We start from the raw sequence: 22935 nt of genomic DNA, 5'->3' as shown, positions 1-22935 counted from the left end.
GTCAAACTCCACTGCTAATCACGCGGCGACCGCGTGTTTTTGGTTTATCAATAACGGCATAAGCGGCTTCATCGGCTGGCAAATTATCAAACAAATCTGACTGGGCCAGTTTCGCTTCCAATGCATCCCATTGGCCGGGTGTCATGGTGTGGATCTTGACTGAACGTCCGGCATGCAATGCCATCACCGTGCAGTCAATAGCCTCATTACGCACACCTGATTTCACTTGCCAGGATTTTTTCCGGCGAGCGCGTCGATCCGGAACCAGCACCTCAGACATGAGCTGCTCATAAAAATCAGCACGGACAGTTTTATACCAGTGCATTCGGCCAGGGCCACTGCCTTGAAGCGTCACCCGGCCTTTATCACCGATCAATAACTCTTTGGCTTTATAGGTGCCGACCATGTAGGCCCGCAGACCGTACTTGCTGATCTTGGTTTTGGTTTTCTGATCCAGCTTTTTCGGCAGGCTGAATATTTCACGGGTACCGTAATCATTCGATGAGCCTTTACCGGCCATCAGCCCTCGGTTTTGCCTTGCCCTTACATAACTGTAAACGGCATCATTAGTTTGACCGTCTGATGAATCTATCGTGGCCGCACTAAGCTGCATTTGCCATCCTGCAGCATGGCGCATTGGCCGGAACAAAATCTTGTCGAGTTCTGACCAAACCGGATCGTTCTCATCGACTGTGGTGCTTTTCGCTGGAAGTTCATCCCAGTAAACCAGCCACATTTCCTCACCACGACCCCATGCCCAAATGGTAATGGCCACGCGATCATGCTGAACGTCCACACCAGCCGTCAGGATCAGGCCGCCATGGGGAACGGTGAAGATTTCATAATCTTCGCCACGTTCCGCCAGTTGGTCTGGATCGGGTGCGTCGGTTTGATACTCGTATGGCAGGGCCAGTTTCGAGTTGGTAAAAACAATCAGTCCACTTTGATCGCCACGATCAGCGTCGTATTTGGCCTCTAAATAATCTCTAACCACATCAGCCAGGCTGGTACCAGGCAAACAGACATAAAGTTCATTCAGATCCCGGAAACCATAAATGCTGGTTGAATCAGCAGTCGGTTCCCATCCACAAAGCGGATCACCTTCGTCATAGGCCGCTTTGACGGTATCGAAAATATTCTTTTTACGCTGCCAGTCATCCCAGGCGCTGCCACAGTGTGGGCAGGCATAAATGGCCGAATCTGGATCATTGTTGCCAAACACAGTGTGCGTGATATTGTCAGAGCGAAAACCCCACGATACGTTGTCCCAGTTCAGGACATGCTTTTCATCACAATCATGGCAACGGATCGGCAACACCATCTGATTCGACAGGTTGATAAATTCTTCAACCCGTGAAACGCCTGCGACCGAGGGTGTGCCACCCAGCACCAGCTTGCCGCTGCGCTGACGCTTGAGCCGTTCACGCGATAACCGGATGGCATCGCCTTGATCCTTGACGTTCTCACTGGTGTCGTCTGGTTCTTCAGCAACGACCAGTTGAGCCGGTGTGGATTTGACGTTGCTCACCGAGTTGGAACCGACCATTTTCAGGAAGCCGCCCGGAAATTTTTTAAACAGGTTCCGCTGGCCATCCTTGCGGACTTTGGTCACATCAATCAATCGCGACATGGCTGGCGTGGAGCGGATGCTCGGTACCAGCTTTTCATCGCTGAATTCTTTGGCTGCACCCTCTTTAGGAAACAGCAGCAGTATATTGCCGGGCTGGCATTCGGCCCGCTTGCCCAGGTAACCGACCAGACCAAAGGTCCAACCAATCTGGGCAGCCTTCATCATCACGACGATGCGAATATGCTGCATGTCCAAAACGTTGAAGATGCCCCACAAATACGGAACGTAATCGACGTTATATTTGCCCGCTAAATCCCCAGATTCTTCGGGGAGAATAAACTCCGCCCGCATCCATTCCAGTGTTGCTCTATTCTTCGGCGGTATCCATTTCTTTGCGATCCGGCTCATCATCGAGAGCAATGACGCTTTCAGAATCTTCCTGATATCGTCCGGGATAGTCACCGATGAGTTTGTAGGCGGCTGAAATATGGCCATTTACCATGTCCTGATTTACTGCAATATCGTGTTCCCCTTCAATATCGGCCACGATTTTCATTAGCGCATTGGAAACTTCCGACCGGCTGACGGTAGCCCACTGCTCCAGCATCGGTTCCAGATCTTCAACTGATATCAATAAACCCAGGTCTTTCAGGTTCTGCGTTTCCATCGCAATGGCTTTTGCCATGGATTCTCGGATTCGCATTCGGGTCAGTTCTGCCTGATCAGCACCTCCACGCCCAGCGGCTTCATCAGTTAATCGCTGAAACAATGCCTGCAGCAGCTGACCATTCGTGAGATTTTCGGCAACGCCTATTTTCGCGGCCAACTTTGAAACCGCCTGCTGTGACTTTCCAACAGCAAGCGCGATATGGCTTTGGTTAGCTGGTTGGTTGAGGTCAAGTTTCATAGTGTGATCGTTAGTGGTTTAAGGTGTTGATATGAGCCAGTTACAACCCCACATGCACCACCACTTCAAATTTTTCAGCGGGAACGTAGAGCCGCAAGCGCCCCACCCCCGAGTAAGGACCCAAACGTTTTGTAGGGTAAATTACTCACGGGTTTGCTCCAAAAACATTTCATGAGCGTCTTGATTGTTTAAGTTTGATTCCGCAATCCGAATCAACCGGACTTTCAATTTGTAATTCAAGATGCCTGCAACAATCATTGAAATGACCGAGATACTTGCCACGACTCCCCCGGTTATTTGTTCAGCGGTCAATCCAGAAATTAATAAGCCCAACCAACTGAGGAAATAAACGACTTTTGATGAGCCGAGAGAAATAGTTTCAAAAAAACGATTGAGGATTTCACTCAAGTTCATGCTGTCACCTAAATCTTGGGCATAAAAAAAGCCTCTAACGCAAGCGCTAGAGGCATTTATGGAATCATGTGCAGATTTATATAACAATTTGGGGTCCCTTTGCAAACTTTTCTTTCATGTCCGCTAAATCACTGGCGCTGACGTTCACAATGATTTCACCTGCAAAGTGTTTTTGCGCTGATTTTACGAACGCTGATTCGATTAATGCAGCCACCTCCGGTTTGTTTTCCTTGATCCAGTTCCATGCAAACACCTTACGTTCTGGATCTAGTCGGGAAAGATTGAGCTCCATCAGTTAGATACCAGGTCACGTAGTGCACTGGCAACAAAACCGATTGTGAAATCATGAGCAGCTTTGATGCGTTTCTTTCCACACTTCAACCGATCAGCGACTTCATCCCAACTGAGCATGCCCCCGGTTTCTTTATCTTCGGTGTAATACAGTTTTGTTGCCTGCAGTGCTAAATCATCAAAGCGGCCTAACTCAGTCAACGCTTCCTCGACACGCTGCTCAGTCGGGAAATCACCCTCATGGATTTTGATGTGATCCATCTGCTCCGCAGACATTGGTGGGTAATCCAAACGAGACATGCCATCACGGCTGGCCCACTGTCCCCATCGATACAACAATGATTTAGTGTTCACCCGAACGTCACGATTCATACCCACCCCCATGAAGTAAAAGCCTTGTGACAACCAAGACAACCGAAGACAACCGAAAAAAAAGCGGTTGTCACAACATAACTATCTGATTTATTTATTAAAAAACATGATGTGACGTATGTGACAACGTAATCACGTGCGCATGTATGTGCGCGCATGTGCGCCCACGTGTCACGTAAGGAGGTTGTCACGGTTGTCACAAATCTCTTAAAACGAGTAATGGCGCGGCTTTTCGGCGTGACAACCTCAGAAAAAACGGATGTCACTAGGTTGTCACGGTTGTCACAAAATTGGTTGATTTCAGCCAACATCAGAAAGGTGCCTCATTATTTTCAGGTCTGACATACACTCGCCGCTGTACTTTTTTGACTGAAGTTCCGGTTAAAATCCACCGCCGAACATTCTTCCATCCCAACGCTTTCATGATGGGTGCCAGGCGATTAGTGTGGGCACGGGTCATGTGCCCCCCGTCCAATTTGATACAGTTGATCAACAAATCCGCAGCTGTGAAATATTCATCTGTTGTCGAATCGAGGAAGTCCTGCAGCATTGATTCCCATGGATCGGCCTGCATCCGGTTATCCTGCTCACTCTCGAACAGAGCAAGCTCATCCGGGCCGTCTACCCACCACCGTTCACCCGATTGATAGGCATGAAAGGCTTCAGCCCATAACAGATCGCGAAAATCAGCTAACGCCTGCACATTGATTTTTGTACACATCACCGGCCAATAACGTCGGTTCCCTGTGTAATCTTTCAGGTATTCATCCTGATTAGTGGTACCGACAAAAACACATTGCCTGGGGAAATCATGAGCAAACGTGCCGTAACTCGGTCGATATCGGTCACGCTGTTGAGAAAAGAACATCTTAGCCGCCGTGTTTTCTGCCTTGTTAAAGGCATCCAGTTCGGCCATTTCAACGCCCCACACCCCCGTAATGTTTTGATAGGCATCTTTATCGCCAATCGGGATGGGAGCATCTGAAAACCACTCACCAAAGAGCGTCTTCACCGCTGTCGACTTCTTGATCCCCTGATTACCTTCGAGGATCAACACCGTATCAACCTTGTTGATTTCATCGGATTTGAGTGGTGGCATAATTCTGGCCACAGCAGAAATCAGAAAGTAACGACTGACCAACTGCAGGTAAGCAGACCCCGCCTCAGCTTTCGCGCCGAGACAGCCTTCCAGCCAATTATCAATGCGCTTTTCACCATCCCAAACGAGCGATGATAAATACTCACGCACCGGATGAAATCGTTTTGACTGACTGGAAGCCAGCAACGCATCCAACACCTCAGAACGGGGAGCATTAAAGTTATAGCGATCACTCAGCCATATACGCAAACGGGCCGTGTCACCATCATCCCACTCCCCGGTCTTGAATTCCTTCACACCAGGTTCTTTTCGCTTCAGGATGCGATAAGAGAAATCACAATAAGCCAGAACATCTTTCCATGCCGGATCGTTATCGAGGATCAAACGGATGTTGAATGCATTGTTCTGAATGATTCCCTTATCGGTTCGTTTGAGTCGCTTATTCCACAACTCCGCCGCAGGCTTCTCCGGGGTATCGGGCACTTCATACTGTTCAATCTGCTTCTTTGTGACCTTCTCGTTCTTCTCCAACTGTTGCCGAATTGCTGCAGCGACCGCCTCCGGACCCTGCTGCAAGGCCAAATCGATAAACGCCTGACTCATACTGTTTTCCCAATAAACGGATAAACACATTCACCCTGGCAATCAAAAGCAGCTAACGCCGCCTGAGTGGTTTCCTCGTTGCCTTTGGAACCGTCCCCAGATCCACAAATCAAAATTGAAATCTTCGGATATTTCTTGCGAAACACCTTACCAACGGCACGAAGGTTTTCATCATCAAACGCCACGGCCACCGGCCAATTCATCGTTTTATGAATAACCGCTGCCGATGCATAATCCCGGACAATCGCCAGCTCCTTTTTCACCTTACCCAGCAAATGAAACGCGCCTGAATAATCGGTACCGGTCAAAAATCGAGACTGACCATGTTCATCGATAAACTGCAAACCACGCCATTCATCCTCAATCGTCCTGATCGGAATCACCACCGTCTTTTTGCTATATCGCAGGCCATACCCCCCGATATGATTGTTGAATAAAAACGGCGCTTTACCGCGATCAGGCAATTTTGCAAAAATCTCAGCAGCACGATGAGAGGCTTCAATTCGCACCTCATCTTCATGTTGTTTTTGCATGGCCTGCATATCGGTAAAAACTTGCAAGGATTCATACATCGACTCGAACGGATCATCATCCACCATGTCCGGCTTCAAAAAATCAAAACGCCGGTCATACCAATTACAGACAAAACCACACAACTCCGTGCGAACATCCGGAATCACCAACTCACTGAAACAATACGCCCCGCTTCGGGTTCCACTGGTCTTACCTGTGACAGGTACACGATGCACAGCACCATCAGTCACCAATTCATCAACGATCAGCCCCAAAGACTGAACATGCGCCAACGCCTCAGAAATTCTCACGACACCACCGAACACACTTGCTCCACAATTCAGGTGTGCGCGCTGGCAATGTAAACAACGCCATCAAACCACTGAAAATGGTTGCCAGAATAGAAAAAACACCAATGGCCAAATAACCAAAGAAAATACCGATCCACGTTTCATCGTCACTCTTCTTCACTGGACACCTCAAAATAAAAAGCCCGATCCAACTCACCCAACCCATACCGTTTAGAGGATTGCCGTAATCGTGATGCACCACTGGATAACCGAAGTGTCGATCCCCCCCGTGTACGCGTGCGCGTCATGGGCGAATCAGCAAAACTCGGAGTGGGAAAAACAGCGCCCTGGGCAGAAAGAAACGCCAGGCACAAACACATAATTTTCGGGGAGATCTTCAGATAACCCTTTGCCACCGCAATCGAAATCGCATGAGTTCGGTTTTTGGCATCCAACTTTCCCAGCATGGCATGATGATGCGAATTCACCGTTGCCAGTGTGCGGTGTAATGAATCAGCAATTTCTGGAAGCGTTAACCCGGTCGGCAACATCGCCAGCAACTCATTTTGCTTTTTCGTCAGATCTGATTTGCTGGCATCCACCTCAATATCAATATCCATAACAAGATCCTTTTTCATAGTAATGATCGAAGAAATTCATCAGAAACCAGATCACACTAAGCACCACAGGAATAAAAAAGGCGGCTGTAAAAACCAACCGCCAACCCACCCCCCAAATGACAAAAGGATAGGAGAGAGAAACATCATGCAGCCTCAACCCGCTCAAAATGCGAACACACCTGATCAAACGAAACCTTCCCACCAGAAGCCTCAGCAATTTTTTTCAACTTCGGCAAAGGTGGCAAGCGATCAGGATCTGCATTTTTGGGGATTAAATGATTGCGAACATAAGCCACTGAATAACCAATCGACTCAGCAAACCGACGACGGTCATCCGCGTTTAACGCATAAAAGAAAGAATTTAGTTCCATGGATGGGGAGTATTAACCTGTGAGGTTCATTTGTCAACCAAAAAATGCACCTTTCAGGGTAATACCCACAAAATTAAGCAAATGCGAAAATGAAAGTCGTAAAAAATAGGAAAAAAACAAATGACCATCAATGAGATACGTCTTGAAAACCTAAAACGGATTTTAAGAGAGGAATGCAACGGCGTACAAAAGCGAATGGCTGATCGGCTGGACATGAAACCAACCTATCTCAGCAGAATCATCAAAACTGACTCAGCCCAAAAACGAAACATCGGTGACGAATTGGCCCGAACCGTAGAAAAAGTCTTCAACAAGTCACACGGATGGATGGACACCACCCATGGTGTAAATGAACCCAGTCAAAAATATAACACCAATAAAGGTATGGATATTGCTCCCGGAATGAGCAGCGTCAACAACGCTGAAGTGAGAGACACCACAATAAGGAGCGTTCCAGTGTTAAATGCCAAACAAATAATATATGGGACTGAACATAATGAAACCGTCCCCACCGTGCTCACCAATCTGGGCACGGAAACCGCCTTCGGTTACGTTATGCAAGGCGAATCCATGGTAAACCCAACAGGATGGCCAAGCATTCCCCCAGGTTCAATTATTATTGTTGAACCCACCATCGAAGCCATGCCAGAAAAAATCATTGCCGTAAGAGATGACAAAGAAAACGTCATGATCAAAAAACTGGTTCAGGACGGTGATATGCATCTATTGATGGCATTAAACCCACAATATCCAGCCATCACACTCACCAACAAACACACCTGCCTGGGCACTATCACCCAGATCATTTACAACATATAACCCGCCAGAAAACAGCTTGCGTGGGGCAAGTGTTTTCAAAGGAGCCAAAATGAAAAAGATCCTCACAATCACATTAATCCTGATCACCTTCACCCTCGCCGCCAACCCGATTGGCATCACCGCCGAACAAGCCACGCACAATTTAAAAAACCTCACCTACCAATCAGCCCCGCTTCACGATGGCACCCCCCGCATGCTTATCCAGAGTGAATCAGGCATTATTCTCGGAGAACTCACCGGCCCGCCCGACAACCTCAAAGCCATATCCGTCATGTTCGGTGTCACTGACGATAAAAACAATCTTCAAGCCATACACATTCACCAGCAGCTGCTGGAAAACCTGTTTCCAAACTGGCAACAATCATCCACCTGGTACAACGCCGCCTTAAATCACATCATCAATAAAGACCTGATCGCCGAAATTGACCGCAACCAGGCCACCATCACGCTCGAAAAAATAACCCTGCAGAACCACAACTTCATCAGTTTAAATATCGACATAAACCCGCAGTAATCAACGTATTGCTACCCATCAATACGTAACACATCACAAAAACACAAAACATTTCTATCAATAATTAACCTTTTAGGTGTTGACAAGTGAACCTTTGAGGTTCATATTTGCTTCACGCTCTCCAAAAGCGTCGTGCCCGGAACTTTAATCCGACCAAGAATTCAGGACCGGGCACGTTATTTAACAGGAGCAGGTGAAGTGATATGAAAAACACAATGGAAATAAACAATCTGGATCGAGAGCTCTACACCAGGGAACAAAAAATCGATACCGCTATCGGTGTCTGCTCGATCCTGATCTTTTTTATCGCCCTGGTCGCGTAATGAAAGCCGCGCTGAAACGGTTCCTGAAACGAAACGCCAGAGCCATCAACGACTGCGGGTTTTTGATCGCCCTGTTCATCGGCTCACAAACCGCCTGTTTCTGGATTGGCTAATGCACACCCGACCAAAAACACGCAACCCAAACATCGACATCGGACTCGCCGTGCTCGACATCATCCGCCCGGATGGTGTGCCACTGCCCTACCGATTCATTGCCGATGTATGTGGCTGCTCCCCCCAATTTATTTACGGCCTTGAACAATCCGCCATTAGAAAACTGAAGCAACAAACCAATGGCCAGCTTCAAGACTATTTGACTGATTAAGGAGATATGCCAGTGATCTATTTAGAAGACTTACCAAAACCGCTCCCAAGAAAATGGGAAATGGAGATTTTCCTTACCTTAATTGCAGCAAATGAACATATCGAAACTCACCTATCTTTACTGCCAGAGGATAGATCTCATTACCACAACGGCAGATATCAAGTACTGAGCAAGGCAACAGTAACTTTTGAGGTTGGCGATATCGATATCCCCAGCATTCAAATCGAATCACTCAAAAAACAAAAACAGGAAATTCTTGCCGAGGCGCACGTAAAAGCAGAGCGGATTGATCAACAAATTCAATCCCTACTGGCTATTGAATATCAACCTGAATCAGATGGAGGTGAATCATGACCCCCATCACCGCCCTCGAACCCCAAATGAATGCCCAACTGCATCGGCTGGCCAGTGTATTTCCCACCACACTCGCGGATCTTGCCGTTCGCATTCATAAAACGCCACAAAACAACCTGTTCATGGCCTTTGAAGCCAGCGTGCTCATGAACCAACCCGAAATCAAAGTCTCCGGACACGGCCTGTGTGCGTCCGATTCCGTTAACCAACTCATGAAGCGCCTGAAAATCACCGGTGTGGAGCAATACATCCGAGCAAAGGCACATGACCAGGCACAGAGAGGTGAATCATGAAATTTATCATGGCCGGACAACTAGCTTTGTCGATGCTATCAACAGCGATGGGAGATCGTCGATTCCGCATTTTTGAAAAAGCACCATTGATCAAAGCATCGCCAAAAAACAATGGCATCAAATCAGCCAACACCCTATCCCAAAAAGGCCGACGCAAACGCCAGCGTCAACAACGTAGCCAATCATATAAAAAAGGCGGTGTTAAATGACTCAGTCCATGAATATCGAAATACCTAATGAATGTAATGTATTGGCTGAGCTAAAAAATACACTTTCTGAGCTTCATAAATACATTCCACAGGGTGACATTTATGTTGAGTTTGGGCTATGGAAGTATAGTCACAATGAAGCTCCCAATATTCAATTTACATTGAGTTTATGCGATAGAACCACCCAGCCTCAGTGGGCTTTTGCTGAGGCTGATAGCGTTGATGGGCTTAAGTTTGCATCAAAAGAACTGCTAAAAGAAGCCGGAATCACAACAGTTGAACAATATATCCGCCTGAAAAAATGGTCTGAAACAAACGGCGGTGCAGTATGAACATCCTGCAGCCCCTCTTAGATATCCAGCAAAACCTGCGTATTGAACTCGACCGGATGAAATCGGAAGTGAACAATATTCAAAAACTGGAGGCTCTGCCCCTCAAGCCCTGTGCGTTTTGCCACTCCGAAAATGTAAAAATCATAGGCTACCCCGCCCCAAACGAACCCCGGCAACATCAAATCGTTATCCGGTGTGAATGCGGCATTCAAACCATCCCCCAGACATGCTTCGAGACTGAGCCGGGCAGCTTCTACTCAGCCACCTACGACGCACGTGAAATCTGGAATGGAGAACACCAATGATTCACTTCTCAGGAGGCCCAATAGCTGACTTTATCACCGGGTGGGCAATCATCCCCTTCCGGCGCAACCCACACCACTGGAAGCAGATCCACGCCAATCTGGAAGGTGAAGCACTCTATCAATCAAAGTGCGGCTTAAAAGCCGTCACTACTAACGGTGTGCAGCCCCTCGGCATCGGCAACTTTACCAAATGCCGCAAATGCCTCGCTGCAACAGTTAACAAAGCATGAAGCATCGCTGTGTGACTACTGGCACACAACGACCCCAGCAGACAGGTGGGCAACAGTCTGCAGCAGTCGACGGGTTTCCGTTTCCTTTCCCGATCTGCAACTGCCGAGTGGTTCACGTCACGAACCCCGTATCAGGCTGCTGACTGACGTGATGACCAAACGTGCCCGGTCATCCCTCTGGCGAGGCAGTCAGCAGCCTAATGCGGTGCCATGGTGGTAATGGGAAGGAGGCAACAGCCTGTACACGAATGAGTCGGTTCGAATCCGGCCACCGCAGATAATTAATTAGGAGAAAACCATGAGAGTGAATGTATATGCAGAAGAATTACCCGAAACAGGCAGTGTTGAAATTATAGGCAAAGAAATCGAAGGTCAGGTTTTCACTGGGCTAAGAATACCGCTTTATCTACCGGTAACAATGCCAAACGGAAGCCAGGCGCGTGGAAAATTCATGCACCATCCAGGCGATGATGACTCAAGTGCAATCACAATCTGGGGTAAGCAGGATCTCAGAATGCTGCTTATTGAATCCATCCTCAAACTTGATCGGCATTACCAAAACCACTCTGCCAGTTCTATATGTTTCGAAATCCAAAATGAACGGCTTCGGCAAATACATGATGAAGGGTTCGACACCTTTCATGACGATCACCACGATGCAGGCGAACTATCAGGAGCCGCTGCAGCATATGCCATGCACGCAGCAGATGCGTTGCATCCACAATCCCAAGGTGATGCATTCCGAAACGGTGAAATCCCTGACGGCTGGTGTTGGGATGAAAAATGGTTCAAACCAACCACACCCCGTCAAAGTTTGATCAAAGCTGCAGCACTCATTGTTGCAGAGATTGAGAAACTGGATAGACAGGCTTAACAATGTCCGAACTCCACTGCTCTCGCTGCATGCAACCAGTTGGCCAACTCAAAGACGGCCACATCGATTACGGTGTGCGCCTGGTCTGTGCCAAATGCGACGACAAAAAGATGAGTGACGGCATCCCCCACTCACTGCCTGAGTTTCTCAGGTTAAACCCCGCCATGAACAAATTAATGGCCAGAGCCGGGAAAGAACAGAAATGAGAGTCAATCTAATTTCAATGAGTGGCGGTAAAGACAGCACTGCAATGGCTTTACTTGCTCTCGAAAGAAAAACTGAAAACCTTCGCTTTGTCTTTGCAGACACAGGTCATGAGCACCAGCAGACCTATGATTATATTGATTACCTAGAATCAGCACTCAATATCACCATTGAGCGAGTAAAAAGAGACTTTACCCGTGAAATTAGTGTTCGCAGGGCCAACCTGTGCAAACAAGCAGCAACTAAGGCTCATTACGTCCGTAAAAAGAACAAAGCCACCGGAAAATATAAAAAAGTTAGGGTGCGCGGATGGAATAATCGTGCAAGGGTGCGTGCATTAAATGTTTTACATCCAACCGGTATTCCCTTCTTAGATCTTTGTTTGTTAAAGGGCCGATTCCCGTCAACTAAAGCTCGGTTTTGTTCCTCTGAATTAAAACATAACCCTATTGGCGATCTGATTGTTAATGAATTGGAAAGTAACGAGGTATACATCTGGCAGGGTGTCAGGGCTGAAGAATCAAAAGACAGAGCTAAACTGCCAGAGCTGGAAAATGTTGGTGGCGGTCTGTGGAATTACCGACCAATTTTAAAATGGACATGGCAAGAAGTATTTGCAATGCACCATAAGCATGGAATAAAACCAAACCCACTTTATACCCAGGGAATGGGCCGAGTCGGATGCATGCCTTGCATCCACTGCAAAAAATCAGAACTTAAACAAATTGCAAATCGTTTCCCAGATGAAATTGATCGGGTTTCACACATGGAAACATTAGTTCGATTAGCCAGTAAACGTGGAGAAAGCTCATTTTTTGCAGCTGACAAAACGCCAGAAGGAAAAGATCGTTTAAAAAACGACATCGTGTCCAGTATGCCGTTGATACATCAAGTTGCTGAATGGAGCAAAACCACACGTGGTGGAAAAATGTTTGACTTATTTGCTGCAGAAGAAGCTGAAATCAGCTGTTCATCAGAATATGGGTTATGCGAATGATCCCCCAAGCCCGATCAACCACCCCCAAACACATCAGAGACAGACTGAGAACGCCTGATTTCATCACCTGGTGGTTAGACCAGCGGTTCAACTTTGCCATTGATCTGGCAGCTGAACGCGGCATCGAGAAATTCCCATTGTTCCTATGCAAAGAACAAGACGCACTCACCATGGACTGGCACAAACTGCCGTCACCAGGCTTTTGCAACCCACCATACAGTGATCCCAAGTCATGGCTGAAAAAAGCCTGGACAGAAGCTCAGCAAGGTTACACGTCCGTTTTTTATGTCCCCAACCCCAACGGCGAAGAATCATTCCGAGATTACGCCTTCGGCAAAGCATCAACAATCATTTACATCAACGGACGCATTGCCCATCTGGCACCGGAAGATTTCACCGTAAAAGGCAAAAACGGCAATCCCGATAAGCACTACAAAAAAGGCGATGAGGTATCAGGAAATACACGTGGATCGTGCGTCCTGGTATACGACCGCGACCATGAAGGTGAGATGAAAACTGAATGGATCAACCGGGACGATATCAAAACCGCCTATCACCAGTTTTTAGCACAAAAGGAGCACGCCGCATGACAACTTTATCGTGCCCACACTGCAGCATGCACCTTGATGCTGATGACATGAATAAGTTGCCAGTGGATATGTATCAACTGGCAAAAGATGAAGATGAAACAGCAGTCGACTGCCCTTTCTGTAAGCAGAAATTTTATGTTTTAGGAAAATGCAAAATCGACTGGAACACCTATAAAACTGAGGAAGATATGGAGTACTCACGATGAGCGTCAACAGAGTCATATTAGTGGGCCGACTGGGAGTCGATCCAGAAAGCCGAGCATTCCCCAACGGCGGATCAATCTGCAATTTACGCATAGCCACATCAGAATCATGGCGCGACAAACAAACCGGTGAACGCCAGGAGCGAACCGAGTGGCACCGCGTCGTGCTACGCAACAAACTCGGTGAAATCGCCCAGCAATACCTGACCAAAGGTTCACAAATCTACATCGAAGGTCGCATTCAGACCCGAAAATGGCAAAACCAGCAAGGCCAGGACCAATACACCACCGAAATCATCGCCGAAATGATGCGAATGCTCGACAGCCGCAACACCACCAAAGACCAGAACAGCCCACAAAGCCAGGCTGAAAAACAATTCGCCTCACCACCACAGCAAGCTGCGCAATCAGGGCAGGACTATGGCGGTGACTATTACGACGATGACATTCCCTTCAACCGATTCCCTAGTGCTTACGTTATTTGAGGTAAAACATGATTTATTTAGCAAGCCCATACAGTCACACTGACCCAAACATCATGCAGCAGCGATTTGAAGCTGTTGAAGCCAAAGCCGCCGAGCTCATGAAAGAAGGTGTCCCGGTTTACTCCCCCATCGTGCATGGTCATGCCATGGCACAAAAGCATGATCTGCCCACCGACTTTGCTTTCTGGCAAAACCACTGCATATCAATGCTCAAAAAAGCCGACAGCATGATCGTACTGGCACTGGATGGATGGGATAAATCAATCGGAGTGATGGCAGAAATTAAATTCTGCCACGCCAACGCCATCGATGTCATCTTCGTGAACGCCTAACCATGAAGATCGCCATCGTCACCATTATCTGCATCATGTCACTGGTCTGGTTAAGCACCATCATCGTGCTCAGAGCACACGAAAATGCACGATGGGCCGAAGAACAAATGCAAAGCGCCATCGATGAATGTGAAGCAACGCTGCCACGAAACCAGCAATGCATCCCCATATTCACCGCCCAACCCGTCATCACTGATTATTTGATCTGAGGTTCACATGACACAACAACTGATAGAAAAAATCACCGCCGAAGAAATCGCCGCCGAGCTCGATTACAGCACTCGGCATGTTAAAGAAAAGTTATCCAGGAAGCCCGACTTCCCCAAAGCCATCAAAATTGGAGCGAAACGGTTCTGGATGCGGCAGGAGTTTAAAAACTGGTTAGTTAAACAACGGGAGAGATAAACATGCAAATCGCATTAATCGCAAGCGCCGCCACACTAATTGGCTTTTTTGTCGGCCTGGTCCTCATGGCGCTACTCAAAAAATCTGGAAACAGCAAAGACGATGAACGTTGGGAAATCACACTACTGCATCAGCGAATGGTAGAAAAACGCCTGAGCCGATATATCGACCACGCAGAACGCTCAGCCAATGCGCTGGAAACCATCGCCCAGTATCTTGAGAGAAGGTGATCACAATGATACCAACTGCACACAGAGGTATTACTGCAGGGAGCCCACCAACACGTTCTGAATTAATAAAAGTTTGGAACTTGATTCTTGGCTATGAAAGGTACCCCAACCAGAACAGCAGCTCTTTGCCAGAAGCTCTCCGAACGGTACGGAATAGGGCCATGGTTCCAAATACCGAAAGCCCAATGGATGAAACCGCACTATTAAAAGCTGCAAAAGTTCTCTGGGAATCGGTCATCGAATCCGCTGGATCAACCTTAACGTGGGAAGAAGCACAACAGCAACACCGCGAACTGACCATCGAACACGCCAGGCGAGCGATCATGACTTATTTGGATGCGTCTAAAGGATAAAAAGAATATGTGTACATACCTAAAAAGATGCATTTACTGCGGTAAATTTGTTCCTTCTGGTCGCTACGTTCTAAAGGAGCCTAATGGTGAACAGCGCATTTGGCCTTACTGTTACGACTGCGAAAGGGCTCATGAAAGTGGTGAATATGACAACACAATGTGAGACCAATATGCATGCAACTACAGAATTTATTATATTAAAAAGCCTTGGTATAAAGTGCTGGGAGCAGCTCCTGCAAATAGCAGAAAGTGCCACCCCACCGCCTGTGCAACCATGTGATTCTGAAAATTGGTGTGGTGAAGTCACGATGGATGCAGATGATGGATGGAAAGTCGTTTTTTCATACGACTGTGGGGAGTTAGACAATATCGATATATTTATAACGCCAGGAGGGAAAGAGATTGATTTTTGGGCTTGGCCAGAGAATCACACGTGGAAAGATTACTTAATCAACTGGCGTGAAATGGGCGATCTGAAACGATTGAAAACAGCGGCGAAAAGACCATGCCACAACAACTAGAAATCGACGGTATCGGCCAGCAAAAAGCCAAGTTATCCGACTGGAAAAAAGCGAATAACATCTTCACACATCATTCAACCCATGTGGATCGAATCGATCTGCAGTGGACCTGTTGGGATGAAACCGACGATGTGTTCATTTTTATTGAGAAATACGGTGACTCAGCAATGGGATTTGGTTCGTCAGAAAAAGCCGCAATCAGTGACTTTTGTCAGAAGAACAACATTGAATGCCCGTTTTGGTGGAGGTAATATGGGATTAAGGGGATATAGTTCTGATGGAAAAGCTATTTGGTCTGATGGTAAACCGCTAACGGCAATGATGGATAATGTTCTGGCCAGCAGAATGGGGCATGTGTTTAAAAAAATACAACAAAATGGGCATGCAGGCGTTGGTGATAGCATTGATGCCGGACTAATTCTTCGTAGAATGCTTGAAGAAGAAGGATTTCATGTTGTTGAAATTAGTGCTTTGGAAAACAGAGGAATCGATTAATGAAATGTTTTTATTATCTGGTCCGTGAAGGTGTTTATGATCAGGGTATTTTTTGGATTGGCCAGGATTTTCAAGAAGGGAAAAATATGGCTGATAATTTCGCCACGAACGATAGCGATGATTATCATTCCTGGAATTTAAGAAAATTTATTCAAATAGATCATTCTATATCGATAGAGTTCCGGAATGATGGTTTTAGAAATTATGATCAAGCAAGCGCCTATGAGGTTGTGTACACAGGCACTAGGCAAATCTAATCCAACAAATCCGCCACTTCATCCATCTTAGGCGCGTAATAAACTTTCAGTAAGATCCGCACATCACGATGCCCGGTTATCTTGGCCAAGGTCATCACATCGACTTTCTTGGCCAATCGCGTAGTTCCCTCCCGCCTGAAATCATGAAAATGCAAATCATCGATCTTCGCTTTCTTTTTCATTTTGCGAAAATTTGAATCCACCTGGCTCGGTTTCATATTAAACACCAGATCATCATCACTCGGATCATCAGGCCGCAGCACCTTCAGCAACTCACGCGCCCGATTTGTCAGGGGTACATTACGCGCATCGCCGTTTTTCGATTTCGCGACGTGCGCCAGCTTTTCGTAGATATCGCCCCAGGTTAACCGGCAAATTTCACTGGTTCGCATGGCTGTTTCAATGGCAAACAACATCGCATAGGCCAGGCGCTGACCAACCGACACCGGTGGATCACCGTCAAACTGCATCGCCTGCAGCAGCGCATTAATCTCATCATCAGTTGGCCTGCGTGTTCTATCCGGGCTCGATTTCGGGCTATTTATCAACGCCACCGGGTTCATTTTCAGCCAGCCCCACTCCTTCACCGCCATGCTAAACACCGCCGACATCAATCCTAACTCGCGTTTAACCGATGCGCCTGATACATCTATTAACCGGCGATCACGCCACTCAGCAATGTGTTGCGGTGTCAGCACTCGAGTGCGAACCTCAGCAACTGGATCACGCATGAACTTCTTAAGACGTATATACTCCCACCGCTCACCACCCTTGTGAACAGACACTTCACGCGAATAACGATCAAACAAATCAGTTAACGTCTTGTCCGGAATCATGCCGGCAGACAAATCCGCCGCATCGTTTTCCATCATCCGTGCCCATGCCTGCGCATGTGATTTACTCGGAAAAGATTTCGTTTTTGGTTTACCATGAACATAAACCTGTGCTCTCCAGCGGGTACCACGTTTTATAAAACTCGCCATCCCTGTTTTCTCCTGGTGCGATTTTGGAGCGGTCAGGGGTGAAAATATACGCTTTTTTAGGTAAATTTGTGCAAGGAAACGTAAAACGCAGAACAGCAAAAAACACCGCAAAGCCAATAACAGCGGGCGTTTAAGTGGTAAAAAGTATAATGGGGAGAAAGCTAGAAAATTCGGAATGGTGCCCAGGGGGAGACTCGAACTCCCACGTACATACGTACACTAGCACCTGAAGCTAGCGCGTCTACCAATTCCGCCACCTGGGCAAGAAGACGCGCATCATATAGATCGAGATAAAAACTGTCAATGACTGAACAAAACATAACGGACCCTTTTGAGGGTCGTGAAGCCGAGAAATACGACAATCCCATCCCTAGCCGTGAATTTATTCTCGAGCTGCTTAAAGAACACAAAGCCCCGCTTTCCCGAAAACACCTTTCCAAACTTCTGGATATTAAAGGGGAAGACCAAACTGAAGCTTTGCGCCGCCGTTTGCGCGCTATGGAGCGTGACGGACAAATATTACGTAATCGTAAAAATGCCTATGGCATTGTTTCCAAAATGAATCTGGTCCGTGGCCGCGTAATGGGTCATCCCGAAGGCTTTGGCTTTTTGATCCCCGATGAAGGCGGCGAAGATTTATTTCTCAGCGAACGAGAAATGCGTGTGGTTTTGCATGGAGATCGCGCACTAGCCCGTGTGAGTGGCACTGATCGTAAAGGTCGTAAAGAAGGTGCGATTGTAGAAGTGGTACAGCGGGCCAATCAAACTGTGGTGGGTCGTTTGCAGGCAGATGCCAGCCTGTTTTATTTAATACCGCATAATCGTCGTATCAGTCAGGATATTATGATTCCTGCACATGAGCTAATGGATGCCAAAGACGGCCAAATCGTTGAAGCCGAAATTACCGAACATCCTAATAAACATCGCTCTCCTCTGGGTAAGATTGTTGCTGTACTTGGCGATCACATGGCACCGGGTATGGAAATCGATATTGCGCTGCGCAGCTTTGAATTACCTCATGTCTGGTCCCCCAAAGCACTTGCCCAGGCAGAAAGCTTTGGTGAAACCATTCCACAGGAAGCAATTAAAGACAGATTGGATTTACGTGATCTGCCCTTAGTCACTATTGATGGCTCGGACGCACGTGATTTTGATGATGCTGTTTACGCCGAAAAACTTGATTCAGGTAACTGGCGTCTGTGGGTCGCCATTGCCGATGTTTCATATTACGTTAAACCTGAAGATGATCTCGACCAGGACGCTCAGGAAAGGGCAACCTCGGTATATTTCCCGAGCCAGGTCATTCCTATGCTGCCAGAAGCATTATCCAACGGATTATGCTCGTTAAACCCTGAAGTTGATCGTTTGTGCATGGCCTGCGAAATGATCATCAATCAGGATGGTGAAATTGAATCCTATCAATTTCATCAGGCTGTAATGAACTCCAAGGCACGGCTGATTTACGAACAGGTTGCCAGCATCCTGCAAGATAGCGATACGGCATTGCGTGAACAATTCGCTCATGTGCTCCCGGGTCTTGAAACCATGTATGAATTGTTTCATATCATGCTCAAAGCCCGTGATAAACGCGGCGCAATTGATTTTGAAATGACCGAAACGCAGTTCCTGTTTGATGAAAACCGGAAGATTGCTTCAATTGAACCACGTAAACGGAATGATGCGCATCGGTTGATTGAAGAGTTTATGATCGCGGCCAATGTTGCTGCAGCGAAGTATCTGCTCTCCAGTAAATTACCGGTTTTATATCGTGTACATGAAGTGCCTTCAATTGAAAAACTGTCAGCCCTGCGGGAATTTTTGGGTGAACTCGGGTTATTTTTAGGCGGCGGTGATGAGCCTGAACCGGGTCATTATGCTTCATTACTTAAAACTGTCAGTAAACGTCCTGATGGGCACTTGTTGCAAACGGTCATGTTACGCAGCATGAAACAGGCTGTGTACTCTCCAGACAATGTCGGTCATTTTGGTTTGGGTCTGGAAGCCTATGCGCATTTCACCTCGCCAATTCGTCGCTATCCGGATTTATTGGTTCATCGAGCCATCAAACATGCCATTTCCAGGCAAAAAAAGGCAGCCTGGCGGTATTCCGAAGAAGCTATGGTTCAGCTGGGCGAGCATTGCTCCATGGCCAGCCGTCGCGCCGATGAAGCCACTCGTGACGTCGCTGACTGGCTCAAATGCGAATATATGCGTGATCGTGTTGGTGAAGTACATGAAGGTGTCATTAGCGGGGTAACGGGCTTTGGCTTATTCGTTGAACTCAGTGATATATATATAGAAGGTTTGGTTCATGTCACGGCCCTTAAAAATGATTATTACCAGTTTGATGCCAGTGGTCATCGATTAATGGGTGAAAGAACGCGTAAATCCTATCGTTTGGGTGATTCGATTCGGGTTAAAGTGGTACGCGTTGATCTGGATGAAAAGAAAATCGATCTGGATTTGGCTTAGTGCCTGTTGAGCTTTCATAGCGGCCTCAGTTGTGGCTCTGAAAGATAAACAGCCCCTAAGACCTCAATTTCCCTTGACCAGAAAAATAAAGGCAGTACAATTGTCGACTTCCTGAAAGTCACCCAGTTATTTGAGTAACTTTCTGAATAGATTTCTGTGGTGAGTGTAGCTCAGTTGGTAGAGCCCCGGATTGTGATTCCGGTGGTCGTGGGTTCGAGCCCCATCACTCACCCCACTTTATTGAAATCGCCTGTTTACCTTCATACGAATGTAAGTAAATAATCGATTCAGCATTTTATTTAACACGTGATTCAGGCTTGCACGCCACACGGACTGTTTGTATAATGCGCCTCTTGTTGCCGGTGTAGCTCAGTTGGTAGAGCAACTGATTTGTAATCAGTGGGTCGTAGGTTCAAGTCCTATCTCCGGCTCCATATATTAAAAAAAGCCTCATAAGCATCGCTTCTGAGGCTTTTTTTTGCTCCGGAAATTTTGCTGGATTTTACTCTCTCATCTTAAAAGCTAATCCAAAAAGATTTTTCCACGTGCCAAACCATTTTTCTGTTTCTTTAATCCTTTTAGCGAATAAACTATCCGGAACAGATGGTTAATTTTCTGCCATCTGCCGCTGAAAATTATTCAGCTGCCGCACTCCAGGGCTTGTTAGGCTGCCAAAGCATACCCGAAGAAATTTATCTGTTTCGTAAATTATTTACTGCCTCGATCAGAGTTTTATATTCTTCTTCTATATCTTGAAACGCAATCTGTGCCGATTGCCTGTCACCACATTGATATAAAACATGGATATTGGAAATAAATTTCAACAGTTTTGAATATTGGTTTTCCAACTGTTCCACATGGAGTTCTTCAATAAACTGAATGCTCTTAGCTTTTTTTAACCAAAATCCACAATGGCTATGTGTCAATGAAATTAAGGGGAAATTGCTACTGGTTTTAGACTTGATATTACTTTTCAAAAATTCAACTTCTATTTCAAGAAAATGCATAAACAATCTTAATTGAGAAGTTCTTAAACAATCATTTTTCCTGTTCTCAATAACAATGACTTCTGGCATATAAAAGTTGCATGCCCAATCCAGCACACTCTCTGATGGCATAGGTCTGGCAATAGCATAACCTTGAGCGATCTTACATCCCATGCACAAAAGGATCTGAGCATGTTTGAGCGACTCTACCCCCTCCGCAATCACTTCGATATTAAAGGAGTTCGCAAGCGAAATGACACTCTCAACAATCTTATAATCATCAGCATCATTAAGCATATTTCGGACAAAAGATTGATCTATTTTGATTGTTTTTATAGAGAGCGTTCGAATATGGCTCAGGGATGAATATCCAGTACCAAAGTCATCAAGAGCCATCGAAATATTAAACTTTTTTTCACATTCCGAGATAACTGTCTGAATTGAGGATAACTCATCCAAAGCATGGCTCTCCAGTATTTCAATTTGAAAGTAGCTCAAATCAAGGTCTGGAAACTCATTACAAATAACTTCAAGATTTTTTATAAATGAATTTCTTGCAAGATGATATGCAGAAAGATTAACACTGACACGAAGTTTTAAACCGTAGCTATGCCAATTCGCCAGACATTTTAAAGCCTCTCTTATAACGTAGTGGCCTAAACGAACTTCCACTTCAGACTCATTTATAGAGGGCAGAAACTCAATCGGAGATAAAAGACCTTTTGATGGGTGCTGCCAGCGAACAAGCGCTTCAAACCCAACAATGTCGCCAGAGGTCATATCAATTTTCGGCTGGAAAAACAAACGCATCTGTTCATCATCTATCGCTGAAAATATGGCCGCGTGACTATACGAACCTTTCGAAATTTCCTTAACCTTTTCCGTGTCACCATACATTAAAAAAGCCGATTTACCTGCATTTTTAATCTGATATAAGGTTTGATCAGCATGCTCTATTAATGACCCCAAAGATCCTTTGTCAAAAGGATAAAGGGTGTAACCAATCGAGGCCCCGATGGTTATTTGACGTCCTTCAACAAGCTGATATGGCTGACTGACAGCATGCAAAAGTTTTTGAAGTATCGCGTCACAATCAGCCCGACTGTGAATTTCGCTCAGCAAAATGACAAATTCGTCCCCGCCATACCTGGATACAGTGTCTTCTTTTCTCAGCTGGGATTTTATTCTTTCAGCCAGTTCTATTAGCAGCAAATCGCCAACATGATGTCCATAAGTATCGTTGACCGGTTTAAAATCATCCAGATCCAGGAAACAAACCGCCAACATTTCATGATTTCGATTTGCTTTGGCAACAGCCTGATTAAAGCGATCTTCCAGCAAGTTTCTGTTGGGTAAACTGGTCAAAGCGTCATAGTGGGCTAACTTTTCAAGGCTTGCATGATGCTCTTTCATTTTTGTTATGTCAGACATCATCCCCAGATAGTGGACATTATCAGTACCAGGAACACTGACTTTATTAACACTCAGCAATTCAGCATAGAAAGAACCATCTTTTTTCCTGTTCCATACCTCACCTTCCCAAAAGCCGGTTTCTTCAATAGTGAGCCACATGTTCGTGTAAAAATCTTTGTCCTGCCGTCCTGAGCTGAGTATGCTGGGATTTTGTCCAATTAATTCCTGTTCGCTAAAACCACTAATCTGGCAAAACGCTTCATTGCAAGCAAGAATACGTGCTTTTTCATCCGTAATAATCATTCCTTCCTGGGCTTTTTGAAACAGTTGCATCAAGAGAAACCCTTGATTTTTCAGATCGAACATAATGGACTCCGGACT

The 22935-nt window shown here is 46.3% G+C and carries 35 protein-coding genes and 3 tRNA genes; 25 read left to right on the top strand and 13 right to left on the bottom strand.

Annotated features, from left to right (window positions below; genetic code table 11):
- Position 1: 1 nt before the first annotated feature.
- The 10 genes from B2337_RS05460 to B2337_RS05415 form a co-directional block, all read right to left on the bottom strand.
- Complete coding sequence (locus B2337_RS05460) at positions 2 to 1921, bottom strand: phage terminase large subunit family protein (RefSeq protein ID WP_292414338.1); 1920 nt, start codon at positions 1919 to 1921, stop codon at positions 2 to 4.
- Between the two features lie 16 nt (positions 1922 to 1937).
- Positions 1938 to 2477, bottom strand: coding sequence for a hypothetical protein (locus B2337_RS05455; RefSeq protein ID WP_292414214.1), 540 nt, complete (start codon positions 2475 to 2477; stop codon positions 1938 to 1940).
- Between the two features lie 141 nt (positions 2478 to 2618).
- Complete coding sequence (locus B2337_RS05450) at positions 2619 to 2978, bottom strand: hypothetical protein (RefSeq protein WP_292742492.1); 360 nt, start codon at positions 2976 to 2978, stop codon at positions 2619 to 2621.
- The gene (locus B2337_RS05445; RefSeq protein ID WP_292414216.1) at positions 2968 to 3183 is read right to left on the bottom strand and encodes a hypothetical protein; all 216 of its coding nucleotides are present in this window, start codon (positions 3181 to 3183) and stop codon (positions 2968 to 2970) included. The genes B2337_RS05450 and B2337_RS05445 overlap by 11 nt, the downstream gene beginning before the upstream one ends.
- Positions 3183 to 3554, bottom strand: a complete 372-nt coding sequence (locus B2337_RS05440) for a hypothetical protein (protein WP_292414217.1) — start codon at positions 3552 to 3554, stop codon at positions 3183 to 3185. Before B2337_RS05440 ends, B2337_RS05445 begins: the two co-directional genes overlap by 1 nt.
- A gap of 310 nt (positions 3555 to 3864) precedes the next feature.
- Entirely contained in the window at positions 3865 to 5256 is a 1392-nt protein-coding gene (locus B2337_RS05435; RefSeq protein ID WP_292414218.1) for a virulence-associated E family protein, read from the bottom strand.
- The gene (locus B2337_RS05430) at positions 5253 to 6080 is read right to left on the bottom strand and encodes a hypothetical protein (RefSeq protein WP_292414219.1); all 828 of its coding nucleotides are present in this window, start codon (positions 6078 to 6080) and stop codon (positions 5253 to 5255) included. The genes B2337_RS05435 and B2337_RS05430 overlap by 4 nt, the downstream gene beginning before the upstream one ends.
- The gene (locus B2337_RS05425; RefSeq protein ID WP_292414220.1) at positions 6067 to 6240 is read right to left on the bottom strand and encodes a hypothetical protein; all 174 of its coding nucleotides are present in this window, start codon (positions 6238 to 6240) and stop codon (positions 6067 to 6069) included. The genes B2337_RS05430 and B2337_RS05425 overlap by 14 nt, the downstream gene beginning before the upstream one ends.
- Positions 6227 to 6679: a helix-turn-helix domain-containing protein gene (locus tag B2337_RS05420; RefSeq protein WP_292414221.1), complete on the bottom strand. Its 453-nt coding sequence runs from the start codon at positions 6677 to 6679 to the stop codon at positions 6227 to 6229. The genes B2337_RS05425 and B2337_RS05420 overlap by 14 nt, the downstream gene beginning before the upstream one ends.
- A 143-nt stretch (positions 6680 to 6822) precedes the next feature.
- Complete coding sequence (locus B2337_RS05415) at positions 6823 to 7050, bottom strand: hypothetical protein (protein WP_292414222.1); 228 nt, start codon at positions 7048 to 7050, stop codon at positions 6823 to 6825.
- Positions 7051 to 7170: 120 nt separating this feature from the next.
- Here B2337_RS05415 and B2337_RS05410 point away from each other — a divergent pair, with 120 nt between their 5' ends.
- The 22 genes from B2337_RS05410 (at position 7171) to B2337_RS05305 (ending at position 16700) form a co-directional block, all read left to right on the top strand.
- On the top strand, positions 7171 to 7869 hold the full coding sequence (locus B2337_RS05410) for a LexA family transcriptional regulator (protein WP_292414223.1): 699 nt from the start codon (positions 7171 to 7173) through the stop codon (positions 7867 to 7869).
- A gap of 49 nt (positions 7870 to 7918) precedes the next feature.
- Positions 7919 to 8383, top strand: a complete 465-nt coding sequence (locus B2337_RS05405) for a hypothetical protein (protein ID WP_292414224.1) — start codon at positions 7919 to 7921, stop codon at positions 8381 to 8383.
- 435 nt (positions 8384 to 8818) lie between these two features.
- Positions 8819 to 9031 carry a hypothetical protein gene (locus tag B2337_RS05400; RefSeq protein WP_292414225.1) on the top strand — a complete coding sequence of 71 codons (213 nt, stop codon included), beginning with the start codon at positions 8819 to 8821 and terminating at the stop codon, positions 9029 to 9031.
- Positions 9032 to 9043: 12 nt separating this feature from the next.
- Positions 9044 to 9385 carry a hypothetical protein gene (locus B2337_RS05395; RefSeq protein WP_292414226.1) on the top strand — a complete coding sequence of 114 codons (342 nt, stop codon included), beginning with the start codon at positions 9044 to 9046 and terminating at the stop codon, positions 9383 to 9385.
- The gene (locus tag B2337_RS05390) at positions 9382 to 9678 is read left to right on the top strand and encodes a hypothetical protein (protein WP_292414227.1); all 297 of its coding nucleotides are present in this window, start codon (positions 9382 to 9384) and stop codon (positions 9676 to 9678) included. Before B2337_RS05395 ends, B2337_RS05390 begins: the two co-directional genes overlap by 4 nt.
- Positions 9675 to 9887, top strand: a complete 213-nt coding sequence (locus B2337_RS05385; RefSeq protein WP_292414228.1) for a hypothetical protein — start codon at positions 9675 to 9677, stop codon at positions 9885 to 9887. The genes B2337_RS05390 and B2337_RS05385 overlap by 4 nt, the downstream gene beginning before the upstream one ends.
- Positions 9884 to 10219, top strand: a complete 336-nt coding sequence (locus B2337_RS05380) for a hypothetical protein (protein ID WP_292414229.1) — start codon at positions 9884 to 9886, stop codon at positions 10217 to 10219. Before B2337_RS05385 ends, B2337_RS05380 begins: the two co-directional genes overlap by 4 nt.
- Entirely contained in the window at positions 10216 to 10524 is a 309-nt protein-coding gene (locus B2337_RS05375) for a hypothetical protein (protein WP_292414230.1), read from the top strand. Before B2337_RS05380 ends, B2337_RS05375 begins: the two co-directional genes overlap by 4 nt.
- Positions 10521 to 10754 (top strand): hypothetical protein, encoded by a 234-nt coding sequence (locus B2337_RS05370; protein WP_292414231.1) that lies wholly within the window; start codon positions 10521 to 10523, stop codon positions 10752 to 10754. Before B2337_RS05375 ends, B2337_RS05370 begins: the two co-directional genes overlap by 4 nt.
- 298 nt (positions 10755 to 11052) lie before the next feature.
- Positions 11053 to 11628, top strand: coding sequence for a hypothetical protein (locus B2337_RS05365; RefSeq protein ID WP_292414232.1), 576 nt, complete (start codon positions 11053 to 11055; stop codon positions 11626 to 11628).
- Positions 11629 to 11830: 202 nt separating this feature from the next.
- Positions 11831 to 12829, top strand: a complete 999-nt coding sequence (locus tag B2337_RS05360) for a phosphoadenosine phosphosulfate reductase family protein (RefSeq protein ID WP_292414233.1) — start codon at positions 11831 to 11833, stop codon at positions 12827 to 12829.
- On the top strand, positions 12820 to 13419 hold the full coding sequence (locus B2337_RS05355; protein WP_292414234.1) for a DNA N-6-adenine-methyltransferase: 600 nt from the start codon (positions 12820 to 12822) through the stop codon (positions 13417 to 13419). The genes B2337_RS05360 and B2337_RS05355 overlap by 10 nt, the downstream gene beginning before the upstream one ends.
- Positions 13416 to 13625, top strand: a complete 210-nt coding sequence (locus B2337_RS05350; protein ID WP_292414235.1) for a hypothetical protein — start codon at positions 13416 to 13418, stop codon at positions 13623 to 13625. The genes B2337_RS05355 and B2337_RS05350 overlap by 4 nt, the downstream gene beginning before the upstream one ends.
- Positions 13622 to 14107: a single-stranded DNA-binding protein gene (ssb, locus tag B2337_RS05345; RefSeq protein WP_292414237.1), complete on the top strand. Its 486-nt coding sequence runs from the start codon at positions 13622 to 13624 to the stop codon at positions 14105 to 14107. Before B2337_RS05350 ends, ssb begins: the two co-directional genes overlap by 4 nt.
- Before the next feature lie 8 nt (positions 14108 to 14115).
- Positions 14116 to 14439 (top strand): DUF1937 family protein, encoded by a 324-nt coding sequence (locus B2337_RS05340; RefSeq protein ID WP_292414238.1) that lies wholly within the window; start codon positions 14116 to 14118, stop codon positions 14437 to 14439.
- 2 nt (positions 14440 to 14441) lie between these two features.
- Positions 14442 to 14648 carry a hypothetical protein gene (locus B2337_RS05335; RefSeq protein WP_292414239.1) on the top strand — a complete coding sequence of 69 codons (207 nt, stop codon included), beginning with the start codon at positions 14442 to 14444 and terminating at the stop codon, positions 14646 to 14648.
- Between the two features lie 7 nt (positions 14649 to 14655).
- Entirely contained in the window at positions 14656 to 14844 is a 189-nt protein-coding gene (locus B2337_RS05330; RefSeq protein WP_292414240.1) for a helix-turn-helix transcriptional regulator, read from the top strand.
- Between the two features lie 2 nt (positions 14845 to 14846).
- Positions 14847 to 15074 carry a hypothetical protein gene (locus B2337_RS05325; protein WP_292414241.1) on the top strand — a complete coding sequence of 76 codons (228 nt, stop codon included), beginning with the start codon at positions 14847 to 14849 and terminating at the stop codon, positions 15072 to 15074.
- 161 nt (positions 15075 to 15235) lie between these two features.
- On the top strand, positions 15236 to 15427 hold the full coding sequence (locus tag B2337_RS05320) for a hypothetical protein (protein WP_292414242.1): 192 nt from the start codon (positions 15236 to 15238) through the stop codon (positions 15425 to 15427).
- Positions 15428 to 15510: 83 nt separating this feature from the next.
- Positions 15511 to 15948 carry a hypothetical protein gene (locus tag B2337_RS05315; protein ID WP_292414243.1) on the top strand — a complete coding sequence of 146 codons (438 nt, stop codon included), beginning with the start codon at positions 15511 to 15513 and terminating at the stop codon, positions 15946 to 15948.
- 117 nt (positions 15949 to 16065) lie between these two features.
- Positions 16066 to 16443, top strand: a complete 378-nt coding sequence (locus B2337_RS05310; protein WP_292414244.1) for a hypothetical protein — start codon at positions 16066 to 16068, stop codon at positions 16441 to 16443.
- Positions 16443 to 16700 carry a hypothetical protein gene (locus tag B2337_RS05305; protein ID WP_292414245.1) on the top strand — a complete coding sequence of 86 codons (258 nt, stop codon included), beginning with the start codon at positions 16443 to 16445 and terminating at the stop codon, positions 16698 to 16700. The genes B2337_RS05310 and B2337_RS05305 overlap by 1 nt, the downstream gene beginning before the upstream one ends.
- On the opposite strand, the gene B2337_RS05300 is transcribed toward B2337_RS05305, so the two are convergent.
- Both B2337_RS05300 and B2337_RS05295 read right to left on the bottom strand, forming a co-directional pair.
- Positions 16697 to 17683 carry a tyrosine-type recombinase/integrase gene (locus B2337_RS05300; protein ID WP_292414246.1) on the bottom strand — a complete coding sequence of 329 codons (987 nt, stop codon included), beginning with the start codon at positions 17681 to 17683 and terminating at the stop codon, positions 16697 to 16699. The genes B2337_RS05305 and B2337_RS05300 overlap by 4 nt on opposite strands.
- A 176-nt stretch (positions 17684 to 17859) precedes the next feature.
- A tRNA-Leu gene (locus B2337_RS05295) sits at positions 17860 to 17946 on the bottom strand.
- A 40-nt stretch (positions 17947 to 17986) separates the two neighbouring features.
- Here B2337_RS05295 and rnr point away from each other — a divergent pair.
- The 3 genes from rnr (at position 17987) to B2337_RS05280 (ending at position 20589) form a co-directional block, all read left to right on the top strand.
- Complete coding sequence (gene rnr, locus B2337_RS05290) at positions 17987 to 20155, top strand: ribonuclease R (RefSeq protein ID WP_292362621.1); 2169 nt, start codon at positions 17987 to 17989, stop codon at positions 20153 to 20155.
- A 159-nt stretch (positions 20156 to 20314) separates the two neighbouring features.
- Positions 20315 to 20390, top strand: a tRNA-His gene (locus tag B2337_RS05285).
- A gap of 123 nt (positions 20391 to 20513) precedes the next feature.
- Positions 20514 to 20589 (top strand) — tRNA-Thr (locus B2337_RS05280).
- A gap of 258 nt (positions 20590 to 20847) precedes the next feature.
- On the opposite strand, the gene B2337_RS05275 is transcribed toward B2337_RS05280, so the two are convergent.
- A complete protein-coding gene (locus B2337_RS05275; protein WP_292362620.1) occupies positions 20848 to 22920 on the bottom strand; it encodes a putative bifunctional diguanylate cyclase/phosphodiesterase in 2073 nt (690 codons plus the stop codon).
- Positions 22921 to 22935: the final 15 nt, after the last annotated feature.

The sequence above is a fragment of the Methylophaga sp. UBA3192 genome, assembly GCA_002363955.1.
Lineage (GTDB): Bacteria > Pseudomonadota > Gammaproteobacteria > Nitrosococcales > Methylophagaceae > Methylophaga.
Note: the sequence above shows the minus strand (reverse complement) of the source record. Positions and strands in the feature narration are given on the sequence as shown.

Bases quoted from the DNA above. Each gene is read 5' to 3' on its own strand.
- B2337_RS05305 (WP_292414245.1), top strand. From the start codon at position 16,443: ATGAAATGTTTTTATTATCTGGTCCGTGAAGGTGTTTATGATCAGGGT.
- B2337_RS05455 (WP_292414214.1), bottom strand. From the start codon at position 2,477: ATGAAACTTGACCTCAACCAACCAGCTAACCAAAGCCATATCGCGCTT.
- B2337_RS05315 (WP_292414243.1), top strand. From the start codon at position 15,511: ATGGTGAACAGCGCATTTGGCCTTACTGTTACGACTGCGAAAGGGCTC.
- B2337_RS05415 (WP_292414222.1), bottom strand. From the start codon at position 7,050: ATGGAACTAAATTCTTTCTTTTATGCGTTAAACGCGGATGACCGTCGT.
- rnr (WP_292362621.1), top strand. From the start codon at position 17,987: ATGACTGAACAAAACATAACGGACCCTTTTGAGGGTCGTGAAGCCGAG.
- B2337_RS05380 (WP_292414229.1), top strand. From the start codon at position 9,884: ATGACTCAGTCCATGAATATCGAAATACCTAATGAATGTAATGTATTG.
- B2337_RS05405 (WP_292414224.1), top strand. From the start codon at position 7,919: ATGAAAAAGATCCTCACAATCACATTAATCCTGATCACCTTCACCCTC.
- B2337_RS05400 (WP_292414225.1), top strand. From the start codon at position 8,819: ATGCACACCCGACCAAAAACACGCAACCCAAACATCGACATCGGACTC.
- B2337_RS05440 (WP_292414217.1), bottom strand. From the start codon at position 3,554: ATGAATCGTGACGTTCGGGTGAACACTAAATCATTGTTGTATCGATGG.
- B2337_RS05365 (WP_292414232.1), top strand. From the start codon at position 11,053: ATGAGAGTGAATGTATATGCAGAAGAATTACCCGAAACAGGCAGTGTT.
- B2337_RS05300 (WP_292414246.1), bottom strand. From the start codon at position 17,683: ATGGCGAGTTTTATAAAACGTGGTACCCGCTGGAGAGCACAGGTTTAT.
- B2337_RS05410 (WP_292414223.1), top strand. From the start codon at position 7,171: ATGACCATCAATGAGATACGTCTTGAAAACCTAAAACGGATTTTAAGA.
- B2337_RS05325 (WP_292414241.1), top strand. From the start codon at position 14,847: ATGCAAATCGCATTAATCGCAAGCGCCGCCACACTAATTGGCTTTTTT.
- B2337_RS05390 (WP_292414227.1), top strand. From the start codon at position 9,382: ATGACCCCCATCACCGCCCTCGAACCCCAAATGAATGCCCAACTGCAT.
- B2337_RS05420 (WP_292414221.1), bottom strand. From the start codon at position 6,679: ATGGATATTGATATTGAGGTGGATGCCAGCAAATCAGATCTGACGAAA.
- B2337_RS05370 (WP_292414231.1), top strand. From the start codon at position 10,521: ATGATTCACTTCTCAGGAGGCCCAATAGCTGACTTTATCACCGGGTGG.
- B2337_RS05335 (WP_292414239.1), top strand. From the start codon at position 14,442: ATGAAGATCGCCATCGTCACCATTATCTGCATCATGTCACTGGTCTGG.
- ssb (WP_292414237.1), top strand. From the start codon at position 13,622: ATGAGCGTCAACAGAGTCATATTAGTGGGCCGACTGGGAGTCGATCCA.
- B2337_RS05435 (WP_292414218.1), bottom strand. From the start codon at position 5,256: ATGAGTCAGGCGTTTATCGATTTGGCCTTGCAGCAGGGTCCGGAGGCG.
- B2337_RS05350 (WP_292414235.1), top strand. From the start codon at position 13,416: ATGACAACTTTATCGTGCCCACACTGCAGCATGCACCTTGATGCTGAT.
- B2337_RS05360 (WP_292414233.1), top strand. From the start codon at position 11,831: ATGAGAGTCAATCTAATTTCAATGAGTGGCGGTAAAGACAGCACTGCA.
- B2337_RS05275 (WP_292362620.1), bottom strand. From the start codon at position 22,920: ATGTTCGATCTGAAAAATCAAGGGTTTCTCTTGATGCAACTGTTTCAA.
- B2337_RS05320 (WP_292414242.1), top strand. From the start codon at position 15,236: ATGGTTCCAAATACCGAAAGCCCAATGGATGAAACCGCACTATTAAAA.
- B2337_RS05460 (WP_292414338.1), bottom strand. From the start codon at position 1,921: ATGCGGGCGGAGTTTATTCTCCCCGAAGAATCTGGGGATTTAGCGGGC.
- B2337_RS05310 (WP_292414244.1), top strand. From the start codon at position 16,066: ATGAAACCGACGATGTGTTCATTTTTATTGAGAAATACGGTGACTCAG.
- B2337_RS05445 (WP_292414216.1), bottom strand. From the start codon at position 3,183: ATGGAGCTCAATCTTTCCCGACTAGATCCAGAACGTAAGGTGTTTGCA.
- B2337_RS05355 (WP_292414234.1), top strand. From the start codon at position 12,820: ATGCGAATGATCCCCCAAGCCCGATCAACCACCCCCAAACACATCAGA.
- B2337_RS05340 (WP_292414238.1), top strand. From the start codon at position 14,116: ATGATTTATTTAGCAAGCCCATACAGTCACACTGACCCAAACATCATG.
- B2337_RS05375 (WP_292414230.1), top strand. From the start codon at position 10,216: ATGAACATCCTGCAGCCCCTCTTAGATATCCAGCAAAACCTGCGTATT.
- B2337_RS05330 (WP_292414240.1), top strand. From the start codon at position 14,656: ATGACACAACAACTGATAGAAAAAATCACCGCCGAAGAAATCGCCGCC.
- B2337_RS05385 (WP_292414228.1), top strand. From the start codon at position 9,675: ATGAAATTTATCATGGCCGGACAACTAGCTTTGTCGATGCTATCAACA.